10 protein-coding genes and 1 tRNA gene are annotated in these 16,511 nt (G+C 49.2%); 10 read left to right on the top strand and 1 reads right to left on the bottom strand.

What is annotated here, in order from left to right:
* The first annotated feature begins 44 nt into the window (after nucleotides 1–44).
* The 10 genes from NZM05_03895 (at nucleotide 45) to NZM05_03850 (ending at nucleotide 10,595) form a co-directional block, all read left to right on the top strand.
* Nucleotides 45–119, top strand: a tRNA-Gln gene (locus NZM05_03895).
* Nucleotides 120–191: 72 nt separating this feature from the next.
* Nucleotides 192–1,319, top strand: a complete 1,128-nt coding sequence (gene rlmN / locus NZM05_03890; protein MCS7012758.1) for a 23S rRNA (adenine(2503)-C(2))-methyltransferase RlmN — start codon at nucleotides 192–194, stop codon at nucleotides 1,317–1,319.
* A gap of 16 nt (nucleotides 1,320–1,335) precedes the next feature.
* Nucleotides 1,336–1,959: a hypothetical protein gene (locus tag NZM05_03885; protein ID MCS7012757.1), complete on the top strand. Its 624-nt coding sequence runs from the start codon at nucleotides 1,336–1,338 to the stop codon at nucleotides 1,957–1,959.
* Nucleotides 1,956–2,618 (top strand): adenylate kinase, encoded by a 663-nt coding sequence (locus tag NZM05_03880; GenBank protein ID MCS7012756.1) that lies wholly within the window; start codon nucleotides 1,956–1,958, stop codon nucleotides 2,616–2,618. Before NZM05_03885 ends, NZM05_03880 begins: the two co-directional genes overlap by 4 nt.
* Complete coding sequence (locus tag NZM05_03875; protein MCS7012755.1) at nucleotides 2,615–3,142, top strand: cupin domain-containing protein; 528 nt, start codon at nucleotides 2,615–2,617, stop codon at nucleotides 3,140–3,142. Before NZM05_03880 ends, NZM05_03875 begins: the two co-directional genes overlap by 4 nt.
* A gap of 23 nt (nucleotides 3,143–3,165) precedes the next feature.
* Nucleotides 3,166–4,782: a M20/M25/M40 family metallo-hydrolase gene (locus NZM05_03870; protein MCS7012754.1), complete on the top strand. Its 1,617-nt coding sequence runs from the start codon at nucleotides 3,166–3,168 to the stop codon at nucleotides 4,780–4,782.
* A gap of 133 nt (nucleotides 4,783–4,915) precedes the next feature.
* Complete coding sequence (locus tag NZM05_03865) at nucleotides 4,916–6,727, top strand: ABC transporter transmembrane domain-containing protein (protein MCS7012753.1); 1,812 nt, start codon at nucleotides 4,916–4,918, stop codon at nucleotides 6,725–6,727.
* A 125-nt stretch (nucleotides 6,728–6,852) separates the two neighbouring features.
* On the top strand, nucleotides 6,853–9,210 hold the full coding sequence (locus NZM05_03860; protein MCS7012752.1) for a tetratricopeptide repeat protein: 2,358 nt from the start codon (nucleotides 6,853–6,855) through the stop codon (nucleotides 9,208–9,210).
* Nucleotides 9,211–9,440: 230 nt separating this feature from the next.
* Entirely contained in the window at nucleotides 9,441–9,788 is a 348-nt protein-coding gene (locus NZM05_03855) for an ATP-dependent Clp protease adaptor ClpS (protein MCS7012751.1), read from the top strand.
* Nucleotides 9,789–9,812: 24 nt separating this feature from the next.
* Entirely contained in the window at nucleotides 9,813–10,595 is a 783-nt protein-coding gene (locus tag NZM05_03850; GenBank protein ID MCS7012750.1) for an alpha/beta fold hydrolase, read from the top strand.
* A gap of 84 nt (nucleotides 10,596–10,679) precedes the next feature.
* Here NZM05_03850 and NZM05_03845 read toward each other — a convergent pair whose 3' ends face one another.
* Nucleotides 10,680–16,412 carry an MG2 domain-containing protein gene (locus NZM05_03845; protein ID MCS7012749.1) on the bottom strand — a complete coding sequence of 1,911 codons (5,733 nt, stop codon included), beginning with the start codon at nucleotides 16,410–16,412 and terminating at the stop codon, nucleotides 10,680–10,682.
* Nucleotides 16,413–16,511 lie beyond the last annotated feature (99 nt).

Genomic DNA, 16,511 nt, shown 5'->3' with positions numbered 1-16,511 from the left:
CCAGTTGGAGGCGAGGCGCTTTCATCACCGCCACTCTTGTGTATTGGGGTATCGCCAAGCGGTAAGGCATCGGCCTTTGGAGCCGACATTCCCAGGTTCGAATCCTGGTACCCCAACCAACCTGATTAGCTTAAACGCCTGCTGAAAGCGTTGCAGGCGTTTTTTCTTCGATGTGCTAAAATCGTAGAGCAATGACGGCGGAAACAGGCAAGCAAGACCTCAAGTCGCTCAGCCTTCAACAGCTTCAGCACGTGCTTATTAGCATGGGAGAGCCTGCCTACCGTGCGGAACAGGTGCGACACTCGGTCTACGCATCTGACACAACGGACTTTTCCGCAATGACCTCGTTGCCCAAAGTTCTGCGGGAGAAACTGTCGCAACGCTTCTTCATCTCTCGTTTAGAGCCAGTCGTCAGTACCGTATCAAGTGAGACGGACAATGCCCAAACAATTAAGCTGCTCTATAAGCTTTCGGACGGCGCACACATTGAAACCGTGCTCATTCCTGACTTGCGTGAAGGACGCAAGCGAATGACTGTTTGCGTCTCGTCGCAAGTTGGCTGTGCGCTTGCTTGCACATTTTGTGCAACGGGTTATATGGGCTTTTCCCGCAACCTTACAATTGGCGAAATCACTGACCAAGTGTTGGGTGCGATGCAGCTTGCTCAGGCGCGCTACAGCCAGCGCATTACCAATGTTGTCTTTATGGGAATGGGCGAGCCACTGCTTAATCTGGAGCGCGTCAAAGAAGCGATTGATATTCTCTCGCATGACCGCTACCAGTTCAAAATTGGTGAGCGGCATATTACGATTTCAACCGCAGGAATTGTGCCCGGTATCTTGGATTTGGCAGAAAGTCCCCATAAGTGCCGCTTGGCTATCTCGCTGCATTCGGCGATTGAGGAAAAACGCCAAGCGATCATGCCTATTGCGAAAACGTATTCACTAGGGGAGCTAAAAACTGCGCTGCAGCACTATGCACACAAACAACATAAGCCCATCTTCATTGAATACCTTTTGCTGCGCGGTATCAATGATGGCGAGGACGATGCGAAGGCACTTATCAAATTTGCACGCGCCGTCCCTTGCAAAATCAATTTGATTGATTACAATCCGATTGTTAACATCGATTATGCGCGCACTGACGATGCCACCCGAGATGCATTTATTCGCAAGTTGGTCGAAGCGAACCTAACCGTAACGGTGCGTCGCAGTCGTGGTCGCGATATCCATGCTGCCTGTGGGCAACTGGCAACCCAAACACGCTCTGCAAAACGCATTCGTTTGGCACAGTCGGTCTGTTCTGAAGAATCACCTTAATCTTAACACTTGAAGTATGCCTTTTCAGTTAGACTTACGCCCCGAAGCCCTTCTGAGAAAATTTGTGCTGGCTTTTACCCAGCGCGAGTCTGAAACCTCGGACAATCCCGAATTTTTGGAACTTAAAACACGGCGATACCGCGCCCCTGTTGGTGAAACCTACGATGCGGCTGTAACGGTGCTGAGTCGCTGGCTTGGCTGGCAAATCAAGACGCGCCAAAAAAATTTGGGCGGCATGGCGCTGCTTAAGTGTGAAGTTACCTCGCTGGCGCTTGGCGGCAATACGCTTGAGCTTTCAATCTGGTTTACCGAAGAGACGTTGCCTGACGGCACAAAGCAAACCAGCGTCAACTGCAAATGCATCTCTAATGCCCCAACAAAAGGCGACTTGGGCGAAACTCGACGCGCCATTGCATTTTTCCTCTCTGCCCTTGATGATGAAGTGATTGAAACGCCTATTACCCAGACCGTTTCGTCCGCACCGTCGCAAGCGCCCAACAGCGAACCTTCTCTCAAACCTGAATCACCTGCCACGCCCACGCCTGAACGCAAACCCATCGTGGTGCAAGGCACAAAAGGCGGCAAAATCCAAATCAAGCAAATTCCGAAAAGTGACAAAACAAATGTGGCTGAACAATGAGAATGATTTTATTTGGCACGCCTGGGGTTGGCAAAGGCACACAAGCCAAAATTTTGGCTGAGAAACATCATGTGCTTCACCTTTCTACAGGTGATATGCTGCGCAGCGCCGTTGCAGCACAAACGCCTGTTGGTCTAAAAGCCAAAGCATATATGGACAGGGGTGAGCTGGTGCCAGATGCCGTCATTATTGAAATGATTGAGCAAGTGCTTAGCTCTCCGCAAGCTTGCAAAGGCTTTTTGCTTGATGGTTTTCCTCGCACTGTGCCTCAAGCCGAAGCCCTAAGTGACTTGCTGCAGCGTGCTGGTCAAACGCTTGACCATGTGATTAATCTTACTGTGCCAGAAGACGAGGTTATCCGCCGTTTGTCTGGCCGACTTACCTGCGCCAATTGCGGCGCGATTTACAACAAGTTCTATCAGCCGCCCAAAGTGGCTGGTCAATGCGATAAATGCGGCAGCACCGATTTGCGACAGCGCGATGATGACAAAGAAGACACTGTGCGCCGACGCCTCAGGGAGTATCACGCTAAAACGGAGCCTGTGTTGGAATACTACCGCGCCAAAGGCTTAGCTATTGACATAGACGCTAACCGAAGCATTGAGGAAGTGACGCAGGCGATTGAAGCAATTGCGCTCAATGGCAAAGAGGTCGAATGACTCCGCACACCTATTCCAAAGCTCAATACCTCATTGCTGCGTTAGGCTTGCAAGCTCATCCAGAAGGCGGTTTCTTTCGAGAAGTCTATCGCTCTCAGGAAATGATTGCACACACTGCTTTGCCTGCACGCTTTTCAGGTGAGCGCTGCTTTGGCACCTCCATCTACTTTCTTTTGCGCAGCGACGATTTTTCGGCTTTTCACCGCATTCAGTCTGACGAAATATGGCACTTTTATGACGGTTCGCCACTTGCACTGTATATGCTTCATCAAGATGGAACGCTGCAAACCGTTGTGTTAGGTCGTGCTATTGAAGATGGGCAAGTTTTTCAAGCCACTGTGCCTGCACAATGTTGGTTTGCTGCAAAAGTAACTCAGCCTGATTCTTTTGCACTGACAGGTTGCACTGTTGCACCCGGCTTTGATTTTGCAGACTTTGAGTTAGCTTCTCGCCAAAAACTGATAGAGGCTTACCCACAGCACCGCCAACTTATTGAAGCGCTTACACGAGAACGCATAGCTTAGTATTCGCAAAAAAAGCAAAGTCAATGTCTCACCATCGGTTCAAAGGGTTTTTACTTACAGCGTCGCTTTTAGCGATGCTGCTTTTGGCTACACGTCCAACTGTTCCCCCTGCCACTGAGCAGATAGGCTATCAGCTTCTGCAACCGCAGTTAGCCAGTGCTCACTTGCGTTTTTTAGCCAGCGATGAATTGGAAGGTCGAGAAACGGCGAAGCGCGGACAAAAAATTGCTGCCCGATATATCGCTTCGCACTTTGAGCGCTTGGGACTGACTCCCTTAGGCGATAGCGGCACTTTTTTCCAGCGCTTCACTGTCAAAGAGCGTCGCCTTGGGCAAAAGAGTCAATTGGTGGTCAAAGCTGGAAACACCGTTCATACATACCGCAAGCTCTTTGAAGACTTTGCGTTCTCACTTCGCAGTGCACACGCCGCAGAGCTGAGTGGCACCGTTGTGTTCTGCGGCTATGGCATTCGTGATAGGAAGTTAGGTTATTCCGACTACGATGGCGTTGATGCAAAAGGTAAAATGGTGCTCTTGCTTGCTGGTGCACCGCGCACGCAAGCTCAATCCGCTGCGCTGGAGCGTTGGAGTGATGCATACACTAAGTATGTTGCCGCTTTGGACGCACAACCTGCCGCTGTGTGCATTGTTGTTGGACATAGTGGTACACCGAGTTTAGCCGAGCAGTTCGCCACTATGAAAGACCAGCTTGCAATGAGTACAATGTCGCTTCATCAGCCTGAGTCAGAGCCAGTTTCTACGCTCAGCCGTGCAGAACGAGCACCGCTCATTTTCATCTCGGCAGAAGTCGCTAATGCCATCCTTTCGCCACGCAAAAAGACGGTCAATGAACTTGCAACCGCTTTTTCACTTTCTCGCTCTGCGTCGTTTGAACTAAAAACTGTTCGGCTCGAGCTTACGATTGATGTTGAGGAAGACATCTTAGCAAGCGAAAATGTGTGCGCCATGTTAGAGGGTAGCGACAGCGTCATGAAGCACGAAGCAATTGTCTACTCTGCACATTACGACCACGTGGGCGTAGGCATCAGCGGACGGGTCTTTAACGGTGCAGATGATGATGGCTCAGGCACAACAGCCGTTTTGATGCTTGCCGAAGCCTTTGCCAAAAATGGCGTGCGCCCGCCTCGTTCTATCATTTTTCTTACGGTCGCTGGCGAAGAAAAGGGACTTTTAGGCTCACGCTTCTACACCGAACACCCCAAGTTTCCGCTTCAACGCACTGTAGCAAACCTCAACATTGATATGATTGGTCGCATTGATGAAAAGTATGAAAAGCTTGGCAACCCAAACTATGTGTATGTGATTGGTTCAGACAAAATCTCAAAAGACCTTGACGCCGTCTTACAACGGCAGAATCGTGCAACGGTCAATCTCACACTGGATTACCGATACAACGATGACAACGACCCCAACCGATTTTACTACCGCAGCGACCACTACAACTTTGCCAAGAACGGGATTCCTGTCATTTTCTTTTTCAATGGCACGCATGCTGACTATCACGAGCCCAGCGATGACTTTGAGAAAATTCATCTCGAGAAAATGGTGAAGATTGTCAAGCTAACTTTTGCCGTAGGTTGGGAGCTTGCACATCGAACTGAACCGCTGCGACGACACTAAGCGCTTTGGTCTCTACAGCACAACAGAGACACCCCTTTTTCTGTGAAAACTTTTTCTTTCCAGGGCAGGATTGCAGAACAGATTCTAAACTCGTGGCGTTTTTTAATTTGCTCTGAGAACAAGGCAAGTGACTATGGTACGCAAAGAAAAACCAGACGCTGCACCTGCGAAGCTAAGCAAAGAATCGCTGAAAGAAGCCCTTGCGATTTTTCGCTACCTTCTGCCGTATCGCACGAAATTTTTTGCGGCGCTTTTTGCGCTGTTGGTTTCAAGCCTGCTGGGCTTGGTTTTCCCATATATCACAGGTCAGCTCATTGACGGTGCGCTGCGCGGCACAGGTCAGGGATTCTTTGGCGACATTGACCACATTGCTCTGGTGCTTTTTACTGCCTTAGCCTTGCAAGCCGTGCTAAGCTACTACCAGTCACTTTGGTTTGTGGAAGTAGGTGAGCGTAGCCTTAGCGACCTCCGCAAAGAGACATATGCTAAGATTGTTGCCTTGCCTATGTCGTTTTTTGCTCAGCGGCGTGTCGGTGAGCTTACAAGCCGACTTTCAGCCGACCTTGCACAGCTGCAGGAGACCTTGACGCTTACGCTTGCGCAATTGCTTCGCCAAGCTACAATTCTGGTTGGCGGCTTGATTTTGATTTTTTACACCTCCATCAAACTTACTGCTGTGATGCTGCTGTCGCTGCCTTTGCTTATTGCGCTGGCAGTTTATTTTGGGCGTAAGATTCGCCAGCTCTCACGTGAGGCGCAAGATAAGCTAGCAGACAGCAGCACGGTTGTAGAAGAGACGCTGCAGGGTATTGCAAATGTCAAGGCATTTGCAAACGAACACTATGAAATCTCACGCTACCAGCGTGCCATTGGGACTTATCTGGCTACTGTGCTTCGCAACGCACGTTTTCGCAGTGCTTTCTTTTCGTTTATCATTTTTGGTCTTTTTGGAGCAATTATTTTGGTGTTATGGGTTGGTGCGCGCTTTGTGCAGGCTGGCGAGTTGACTGTGGGCGAGCTAACTTCGTTTATTCTCTACACGACGTTTGTCGGTGCTGCAATGGGTAGCTTTGCGGAGCTATACAGTCAGATTCAGCGTGCTGTAGGTGCCACCGAGCGCATTCGTGAAATTCTGCGTGAGCCGACGGAAGCCGTAGATTGTTCGCTCCACGCTACCGAGCGCGCCGCGGCGCTGCCACGCCTTAAAGGGGATGTAGAGTTTCGAAATGTGGAGTTCAGCTATCCCTCTCGCAAGGAGGTGAAGGTCTTAAAAGGTGTTTCGTTCTCCGTGCGTTCAGGCGAGCGCGTGGCACTGGTCGGACCGTCTGGTGCTGGGAAATCAACCATTGTGAGCCTGCTCCTACGCTTTTACACTCCTGATGCTGGCGCCATTTTAATCGACGGCAAAGACAGCCAAGAATATGACTTAACCGCGTTGCGAAAGCAGATGTCAATTGTGCCGCAAGATGTTTTACTTTTTGGGGGAACGATTGCTGAAAACATCGCATATGGCAAGCCTGATGCAAGTGAGGCTGAAATTATTGAAGCCGCTAAGAAAGCACACGCCCACGAGTTTGTATCTTTGTTTCCAGAGGGCTACAAGACCATCGTTGGCGAGCGAGGCATCAAGCTCTCAGGTGGTCAGCGCCAGCGCATTGCGATTGCACGCGCTATTCTTAAAAACCCAGCTATCCTCATTTTAGATGAAGCCACCAGCTCACTGGACTCTGAGTCGGAGCGACTGGTGCAAGATGCTCTGGAAACCTTAATGCAAGGGCGCACGACATTCATCATCGCACATCGGCTCTCAACCGTGCGCACAGCGGATAAAATCATTGTGGTTAAAGATGGGCAAGTGATGGAGCAAGGCACACATCAAGAACTGATGGAGTTAGAACATGGCATTTATCGGACTTTGTCCGAGTTGCAGTTTGACCTCAGTTAAGCACAGCGTTTGCGCCCAGCAAAACAGCGTTGCCTAAATCACATACGCCCCAAAGCTACTTGCTTAAAATTGCAATAAACTTGCTGGCATAACTTGCTATTGAATGAAGAAAGGGAGTCAAGGATATGTATGTCGTCTCTGCTGCTTTACTCATACTTGGTTTAGTTACCGCTGCCAATACAGCGGCGGCACAGCCTTACTATCCTGAGCAATTAGCTGGTTTTCTTTATGGCGCAACGGACAGCGCACGAGTGCAAGTCTTAAACGCGATGGCTATTAAGTCGTGCCAGAAGGGGAACTACCGCTTTGCAGATAGCTTGGCACAGGCAGCACTGGAACTTTCTGAGCAATTAGCCTACAAGGTAGGTATTGCACAATCGCTTGATAATCTCGGCTTTATCACCTTCGTGCGAGGGCGTTATCGTAGCTCAATTAACTATTACAGCCGTGCTCTTGCCTTGAAGCACGAGTTAGGTGATCAGCGCGGCATTGCTCATACTTTGGCAAGCATGGCTGCCGTCTATCGCGCTGAAGGGAAATTTGCAGATGCCTTAGACTATCATCTTCAAGCTCTGCGACTCTTTGAGCAAACCAATGATCAACGCGGCATTGCAATCGTCTATGACAATCTCGCACAGATGTATCAATCTCAGGGTGAGTATGATTATGCACTCACTTACTACAAAAAATCCGCCGAAATGAAAGAGCGGCTGGGCGACCGCTGGGCACTTGCCGTTACACAAGACCACATTGGCAATCTTTATCTCTCACAAGGCAAATACACAGAAGCAATTGACTACCACATTCAAGCCCTGAAAGTGCGTGCAGAATTAGGCGATAAAGCAGGCGTGGCTGCATCGTTTAGCCACATTGCCGATATCTACGAGCAGCAAGGCAAGTATTACGACGCACTAGATTACCACTTTACTGTGCTCAAACTCAAAAATGATATGGGTGATGCGCAGGGTTTGCCCGCCACGCTGCTTAATATCGGACGCATCTACCGCTTGCAAGGGAAAATTCAAGATGCGCTGAGCTACACACTCAAAAGCCTTGATGCCGCAAAAGCTATCAACGCCAAGCCAGACCTGAAGAATGCTTATCATCAGCTTTACACCATTCAGTTTCAACTTGGCAACACGCGCGATGCCTTAGATGCCTACACGCTTTACACTGCCTACAAAGACTCTATCTTCACAATGCAGGCCGCCAAGCGTTTTGCGGAACTCAAAGAGTATTACGAAGCGGAGCAGCGCCAGAAGGAAATTGAAATTTTGCAGCGCGATCGAGCCCTCCAACAGGCTGCCCTGAAAGAAAAAGAGCAGTCTATTTCACTCTTAGAAAAATCTCAGGAAATCAAGTCGCTTCAAATCAAGCAGCGTGATGTCAAGATTAAGCTCATTGAAGAAAAACGACTCGCTGAGATTGCACGCTTAGAGCGAGATAAAATGGAACAAGCCTTTAAGCTACGAGAACAAGAAGCGGAGCGCTTGCGCCAGCAGCAAGAAATTGAGCTACTGGCAAAGACCAATCAGGTCAAAGAATTGGAAGCCGAGCAGCAGCGCTTGCTTTTCCTAAGCAGCATTGCGTTTGCATTGGTTGTCATTCTTGGTGGGGGCGTCGCATACCGACAAACACGGCGTGCAGCCAAAGCGCTGGAAGAAAAAAACCGTCTCATTGAAGCGCAAAATCTCGAGCTTGCTCGACAGAAAGCGCTCGTTGAGCGTCAGCGCGATGAACTCATTGAAGCCAACAAACTGAAAAACGAATTTTTGGCGATTGCTGCGCACGACCTCAAGAATCCGTTGCAGACAATTATGGGCTTTGCATCGCTTTTAGCTGAAGAAGAAACCAGCAAAGAAAACAAAGAAATGGCGGATATTATCGTTGCTTCCTCACAACGAATGTATAAGCTCATCGTTGACTTGCTTGATGTCGCTGCCTACGATATGGGACGCGTTGGACTTAGGAAATCTTTTGTCAACATCTCTGACATACTGCGTGCAACTGTTGAGACCAACTTGCCAAATGCACACGCAAAATCGCAAACCCTACACCTTAGCAGTGCATCTAACATTTTAGCGGAGGTGGATAGTCAGAAAATTCAGCAGGTGTTCGATAACCTCATCTCGAATGCTATCAAGTATTCGCCACACGGCAAGCACATTTGGGTTAGCATGGAGGAACACCAAGATGTTGCAACCTTGCAAAAAGTGGTGCGCATTGCTGTCAAAGATGAAGGGCAAGGTCTCAGTGAGGCAGATATGCAAAAACTCTTCGGCAAGTTCCAGCGTCTTTCAGCAAAGCCTACGGGCGGAGAAAGCTCCACAGGCTTAGGACTGGCGATTGTAAAGCAAATTGTCGAGCTACACGGTGGAAAAGTGTGGGCTGAATCCGAAGGCAAAGACAAAGGGGCTACATTCTTTGTAGAGCTTCCTGTTTCCGAGAGTGGTCAAGAGCGGTACTTGCCGCCGCGCCACTAAGCCCCTGATTTTCTCGCTGATTAAAGCTTGCTTCTCCCGATAGAGCGTAAATTGGGTGTGTAGCGACTGAAGTCTCACGCAAAGCAGCATATCGGGTGATTCCATCAAGCCCCTGCTATTGAGCCAGCATTCCGCGCACCTGAACTTTTCCAATTGCATAGAAGTTTTCAAATACGCATTTTCCGATTATCTTCTCGAAACTCAACGAAACCAAAAATGTAACGATTGCTATGCAGGAACTTGTTGCCGTAAAACCAGACTTCGTGCAGTTCATTCATCAGGCCATCAGGCCTATTCAAGCCTCTCTTCTAACGCAAGAGCGCGAAGATGATACAGATACCATCACTGATGAACCTTACAAGGTCGTGCTCTTCAATGACGACTATCACACCTTCGAAGAAGTTATCAACCAGCTTATGAAAGCGATTCGGTGTGGGCGTGAGAAAGCAGAGGCCTATACGTGGGAAGTACATACCAAAGGCAAAGCAATTGTATTTGATGGTGGAATGGAAGAATGCCTGCGCGTGAGCGCCATCTTAGAAGAAATTCATCTCAAAACAGAAATACAGACCTGTTAGGTTTGTGCTGTCGGTCAGAACAGTATGGGACTGCTCTCAAGCATTGAGAGATACTTTATTTACGCGCCGCAAAAATCGCTTGTCACCACTCCAGCCGAACATGGGCTTGAGTTTGAAAGCATCTACTTCGTCGCAAGCGATGGCGTTAAGCTGCACGGGTGGTGGGTGCCTGTGCCCCACGCCCGTGCGACCGTTTTGCTCTGTCACGGCAATTCAGGCAATGTATCCTACCAACTGGACCAAATCAAGGCATTTCATCAGCTTAGCTTGCATGTCTTTACATTTGACTATCGCGGCTTTGGTCAAAGCGACGGCCAACCCTCCGAAGATGGACTCTACCGTGACGGAAAAGCAGCTTGGAGCTACTTGGTAGAACAAAAGCATATCTTACCTGAACACATTATTATTTTCGGACATTCATTAGGTGGTGGCGTAGCTGCTTGGCTGAGCAAAGAGGTCAAAGCTGGGGCAGTGATTTTGCAGGCGACCTTTACCACGATGAAACAAATCGCTAAGTGCTTCTACCCCTACTTTCCACTTCGCAAAATTATGCGCTCACGCTACGACAACTTGGCTCACATTGCACAAGCCAACTGCCCTGTTCTTGTCATCCACAGTCCCGATGATGAAGTCGTGCCCTTTGAGCACGGTAAGCGCGTATTTGAAGCTGCAAAGTCGCCAAAAGAATTTCTGCAGGTTCGCTATGGACATGATGATGCCATTCATAGCCCTAATTACCTCTCTGGTATCAAAGCCTTTTTAGATAAGTATCTTCCTGTCTCTTTTCCCAAGAGCACCCCTGTCTGAGCGTTCCAGAAAAGCCTATCTCTTACACCAACTTTGACTCATGGGCTTGGCAAAAGAAGATTGCTTCGTGCTGGCTTCCTGCTACTACTTTGCTACCACTTTGAGCCTTGAAGTGCCGGTTCTGCCGTAAACTTCAGGCGCATACATCTCTTCGCCATAACTGGGTGGCATAACAAAGCTGCCATAAGTTGTTGCGCGAGCATAGTAGGTGTAGGTGTGTATTCCAGCACGCAAGCGCTCGGCAAACAGCGTTACACGGTCATCGCGTAGCTCAATGAAATCGAAGCTGTACAATGGCGCATCGGGCGCTGCCTCACTTTCCTCCTCTGTATAACTGCTTTCTTGTGGAAGACGTGGCGATGTGTTTAGCGTAGGGTTAATAGCTTCCAGACCTGCCGCCAATGGGTCATTTACTGCAACATAATGCAATTCTTCTGGCACAGCGATTTGCAAAGTAATCTTTACAATGTCACCTGCCCCCACTTCGCCTTTGTTTCGTTTTTCACGAGAAAGTGGCTCGATTTTCTTGAAAATGGCAATGCCATTGTCCTTCGGCTTTAGTGCGTAGGTTGGGTAATATGACAGTCGCACCCCGTAGTATAGCTTGCCTTGTCCTTCTTTGCTGACAGTGAGCGACAGGGCATCGCCTTTGGCAAATTTATCGAGACTTTCTGTCGCTACTTTTGCTTTGAGAGAGCGACCTTTGAAGCTCTCCTCGAGCAGTGTTTGCGCAGCCAGTGTTACTTTTGCCCGAAAGTCAGGCACATCGCCCTCATATTTGCGAAAGTAGGTGTTTAGAGCTTGCAAGACAAAGATATTTTCTTGCGTCGTTTCCCAACGTCCCTTGCGCTGCGATTGCAAAAGCCACGCTACGACTTTTTCAGCCAAATCTTTGCCCTGCTCTGCTTCCAAGAGCGCCTGCAGCACCACTGCAGTGATTTTTACAGGTGAATTAAATGTCCATATCCAATCGTTTTTTGAACCATCTTCAAAATGCACTGTTGCGTTTTGAATTTTAGCAAGGTTTATCATCTCACGTGAGAGTTCAGCGATGCGTGCTTGGAATCGATTTGTAGTTGTACCGGTGCCACTCAGGCTTGCCAGTTTAGGTGCCCCTTGTAGCACCATTGCACGAAGGAGGTATGCTTTGGCTTCTAAGGGTAAAGTTGCCCGTTCCGAATAGAGTTTTTCAGCAGCAGAGTTATCGAATTCACCGTTTAGTGCCAGCGTATAGAGTGCAAACGCCTTGAGGCTACTGGTTGCGTAGTATCCGAAATATGCATCGTTACTCTTGCGCAAGATGCGCCGCAGGTATTCAATGCTGTGTTGATGCAGATTGCTCGAGACTGCAAATCCTTTGAGTTTGGCGAGTGTCATCGTGTAGGTTGCATAGACCGAGACATAGTCGCTGGCTCGCCACGGCTGAGGCCAATAGTCAAACCCACCTGACGGCACACGGTATTTTTCAAAGTCTGCTAAGGTTTTCTCTACCACTGCTCTAAACCCACCTTGTGCCGTGTCAGCTTTAGTTTTAAGCCCCAAGGTCTCAATGAGGTCGTTAGCCACGATGTAAGGCAAGATACTCGATGCGCGTTGTTCCAAGCAGCCGTAAGGATAGTCAAAGACATACTGCACGGCTTCGCGCAAGCCAACCAGCGCAGTAGACGCTGCCTGCACGGATACTTCGCCCACATTTGGATACACCGCTTTTGGAATTTTGACAATTTCAGTTTGCGCACCTTCCGTTGAACCTATCAACGCCAGCGTTTCTTTGGTATAAGGCGTCTGCACAGGGATTGAGATTTTGAGTGCATCACGATAGCCCGCGTCACTTTCTGCTGTGAAACCAAAGGTTGCAGTGCCTTCCACTTCAGCTTCATAGCGGAAGCGAACTTCCTTCGAGGAGCGTGGCTCGAGCGTGAGTTTCTCTTTTCCATCGCCCACAAATTTTAGACCTTGCACTGCGGCAGATAGGGTCACGGCGGTTTTCTGGTCAGTGTTGTTGGTGATGACCACACCGGCTTCAAACTTATCGCCAATGCGCACGAAGCGTGGCAGTGCAGCAGTCAGTGCCAGCGGTTGCGTCGTAAGAATTTCAGTTTGCGCGTTGCCAAACTGGTCAATTGTTTGCGCTGCAGCCATCAGGCGGAAGGTAGTAAGGTTATCAGGCAGCTTGAAACTCACTTTGGCTTGGCCGCTTGCGTCAGTGAGAATTGTGGGATTCCAGTAAGGCGTTGCGCGAAAATCTTTTCGGAACAAAAAGCCCCCTGTGCCATCGCCTCCCTTGTCGCCGCCACGTGTCTCGCCCTTTTCACCGTAGTTGCGCTGGTCAATAAGGTGCACGACATTGATAGAAGTTTGCACACTCAATGGGCGCGCAGCATAGAACCGTTCAAACATATTCGGGAACTTGTAGCCGATCAGGCTTAGCACGCCCACATCAACGGCTGCCAGTGCCACTTCTGCGCGCACGCCCTGCCCCTGTGCATCTTTGGTTAGAAGCTCAATCTCGACGGTTTCACCGACACGATACTCTTTCTTGTTTGGCTTTAGCTCTATGCTCAGTCGCTTTGAAGACGCATCGACTGACATCTTTGCATAACCGATTTTGAACGATGGCTTGCCTAAATCACCTTCCTTAAACTTGCCCGGCAGCGCTGTTCTGCCTCTAAGCAGCATAACGGAGACAAATGCATTCGGAAGGTATTCAGGCTTAATTGGAATTTGCACGGAAGGAGCGGTGCTTTTGAGTTCAAATTGTCGGTAGCTCAAAACCCCTTCACGCTCAATCGTCAGCAAAGCTGTTGCGGTCTCATAAGGCGATTGAATAAAGAGCGTCGCAATTTCGCCCGGCTTGTAAGTTTTTTTGTCTAACCTAATCTCAATGCGGTCATCGTCACGCCGTTCCCATGCGGCATAGCTGCTGCCCGTTGCAAAAAGATACGTCTCGCTCAGAGCAAGATTGCCTTTGGCATCTTTGCCTGTTGCACGAATGCGGTAAAACCCTGCAGCTCTAATAGGTAGCGATAGCGCCAGCGGCTCATTTTCTTTGGTGGTTAGGTCTTGCTTGAACACAAGGGAGTCCACAGGCTCTGATGACCACTCTAAGCGACCGCCAACTCCTAAGCGGCGGACTGACACCCACTGGCGATGCACAAGTTCGACCGTTACTTTCTCGCTACGCGGCTTGCCCTCTGGTGAGAGCGTTACTACATCCAATCCCAGCGGCTCATTTTCTCTGGCAAAAAGCGACTTTGGCTTAAGACCGATATAAAACTCCGCAGGATGAAATCGCAGACTGACACGTTCAGAAATGGCTTGGCGTGCAGGGGATGTAACGGTGCCTTCCAGTGTCAGCACAGCAGGTTGCGTCAATTTCAGGTCAATCTTCTGCGAAAATTTATACTGTCCTAAGTTATCAATGACGCCAGAACCCGATGCGAGCAAGTAATTGGTTTCATCTTCAGTTGGCTCACCATATTGGCGAACTTTGCCGAATGTATATCCGTCATAGCCCTCAAATGTGATGAAATCCAACGGGCTGCGCTGAATGGACCAAGAGACTTTGTCGCCCGTCATTGGCGCGCCAAAGAGGTAGCGCGCTTCAATTGTTGCACGAAGTTCAGAACCGTTGAGCACAGACTGTTGATCCGGCAGCACCTTTACGCTGAAGGTAGCAGGGCGATAGGCTTCTACGCGGAAACTAGCGTTCGCCACCGATGGATAAAAGTCGTCTCCTTCATCTTCTTTGAGCCAAATGTTGTAGTAGCCCAGTGGCGCAGCAGTGGCAATCTTGATAGAATCTGCAAAGGAGCCGAAGTCATTTAGCGTGATTTTGCGCCTCAGCAAGGTTTCATCACGACTGTTTTTGACCAGTAGGTAGTAACTTCGCCGCCGTGGCAGTTGCCATTTGCTATTTCTATACTCGCGCAGTGTGCCTTTGAAATAGACAGTTTCACCAGCGCGATACAGTCCGCGCTCTGTGAAAATCACACCATGCAAAGTCTCCGACGAAGCAACTGCATCTTCTTCATACTCATACTGCCGCTCATAGAGTTCAAACCGATATGGCTCAATTCCTTCGGAGAAACTGGACTCTGAGTATCCTACTTCTCCGTTATGCTCGACAAAAAAGTAGGTGGGGGCTTCGCGCAGCTCAGGCACAATTGCTACTCCGTCTGCATTAGTCATGCCACTCCATAGTAACGAGCGGTTTCGGGTAAAAGCCCGCACACTTGCACCCGCCACTGGGCTTGCATCTTTAAGACGCGTTACCATCACCAGCGAACCATCTTTGGAATGTTTTGCGGACACTGCAAAAGGCGTTACTTGAATCAACGCACGCTGGTAGATGGCTTGATAGCTTTGGGTCGTCTCATCATAAGGAGCGCTCTCCAGCTGTGCAAACACAAAGCCAGAAGACTTGCCTTCCAAAACCGTCCGCAAATCAACTGGCTCTACGCTGAGCTGATTTTTCCGATTCTTGAACACGATTGACACTGTGCGTAGCCCGAAAGGCAGCTTCTCTTCTTGAGTCTCGTAAAACCCGTACGGATAGACCGTCATCACCTCTTCGGGCGTCAGAGCCGCCAGTTTGAGCGTTGCGCGTGCTGTGTTCATTGCGCGCACTTCAAGAAAAGGCATATCGTGCTCAATCGTCAGGTAACCAGTTGGCATTACTACTCTCTCAGGGTAATCGCCAACCTTCACTGTTACGACTACATCGTTTGGAAGCGTATTGCCAAATCTATCCGTCAGATTTTTTGAAATCGTGATTCTCTCAGTTGTTGCAGGCTTGAAGCCTAGCTGGAGATAGTGCAATGTCGATGCATAGTCTTCTTCTGCTGGGTCAAGACGCAAGTATGCGGAATCGACCTTCGAGCTAAACGAAAGGCGCTGCATCAACTCAGAGCGAAAGACAGGGTTGGAAAATTGGAGGACAATATCATCACTTGGCGCTATGCGCTGCTCGCGCTCGCCTACAAACTCAAACTTGCGGAAGGTCTCAAAAGAAAATGTTTGTGTCTCTACACTGCTTTTTTTGAACAGTAGCTTGTAGGTCTCACCTACTTGTAAGGCTGCAGGCTTCAGAAACAGCAGTTCACTGGGCTTGCTTGTCGAAAGCAAGTATGCCTCGCTATGCTGCTGGCTTTTGCGAAACATCTCTTGCTTTTTTTGTAGCTCATCGAACGAGACAGGTCGCACGGTAAATTTGACCTCTGCGCCACTGGAGTTTTGCAGCGCCAGCTTCCCGCCAATTTCTGCTGTAACGGGTTGATTAAACTTCACGATGATTTCATCCTGCAGACCAACCTGTTCAATCGGCGCAATCTGCACGATGCGAGGGCGTAGGGTCATAAATTCAAATGTGTAATCTTCGTTCAGTGCTTTGCCTGAAAGTGCCTTTGTGCCTTTTGGCACTATTACTTTGAAAGTGGTTGCAAGCGGCAGCGAATCACTTGGCGTAAAAATTAGTGTGCGAGAGCCAAGCCATCGATAAGTGCCCTTCACGGTTGGCTCAATTTTCAGCAGTCCTTGCAGCGATTCGCTTTGCGTCTCATCACTCACTTCCACCATTGGTTGGTTGAAAGTTACTGCAATCGTCAGCGCATCGGAATACGATTCCAGCTCGCCCATAGGCGTAGCGGAAAGAATTGACAGGGTTTCATTAGTGGCCAAAGTTGGTTTTTCTTCAGTTGTCAGTGCGCCCAGTTGCCCTGCTTCAAACGGTGCAAAATCATCTCCTTTTTTGCAGGCTGAGGCAGCAAAGCCTATCAGCCATAGCCCCAACGCAAAATATCGCATTAGCTTAAGCATATCTTGAGCATATCTTCAGTGACTTTTGAGTTATGAATTTTGAGTCCCTAAATGTCTGGTGCTCTGCGGTAGGCAAGCATTGCAAGGCTTCTTGCAAAA

Source organism: Chloroherpetonaceae bacterium (assembly GCA_025056565.1).
Lineage (GTDB): Bacteria > Bacteroidota > Chlorobiia > Chlorobiales > Thermochlorobacteraceae > Thermochlorobacter.
The sequence above is the reverse complement of the archived record's forward strand: the minus strand, read 5'-3'. Positions and strand labels throughout refer to the sequence as shown.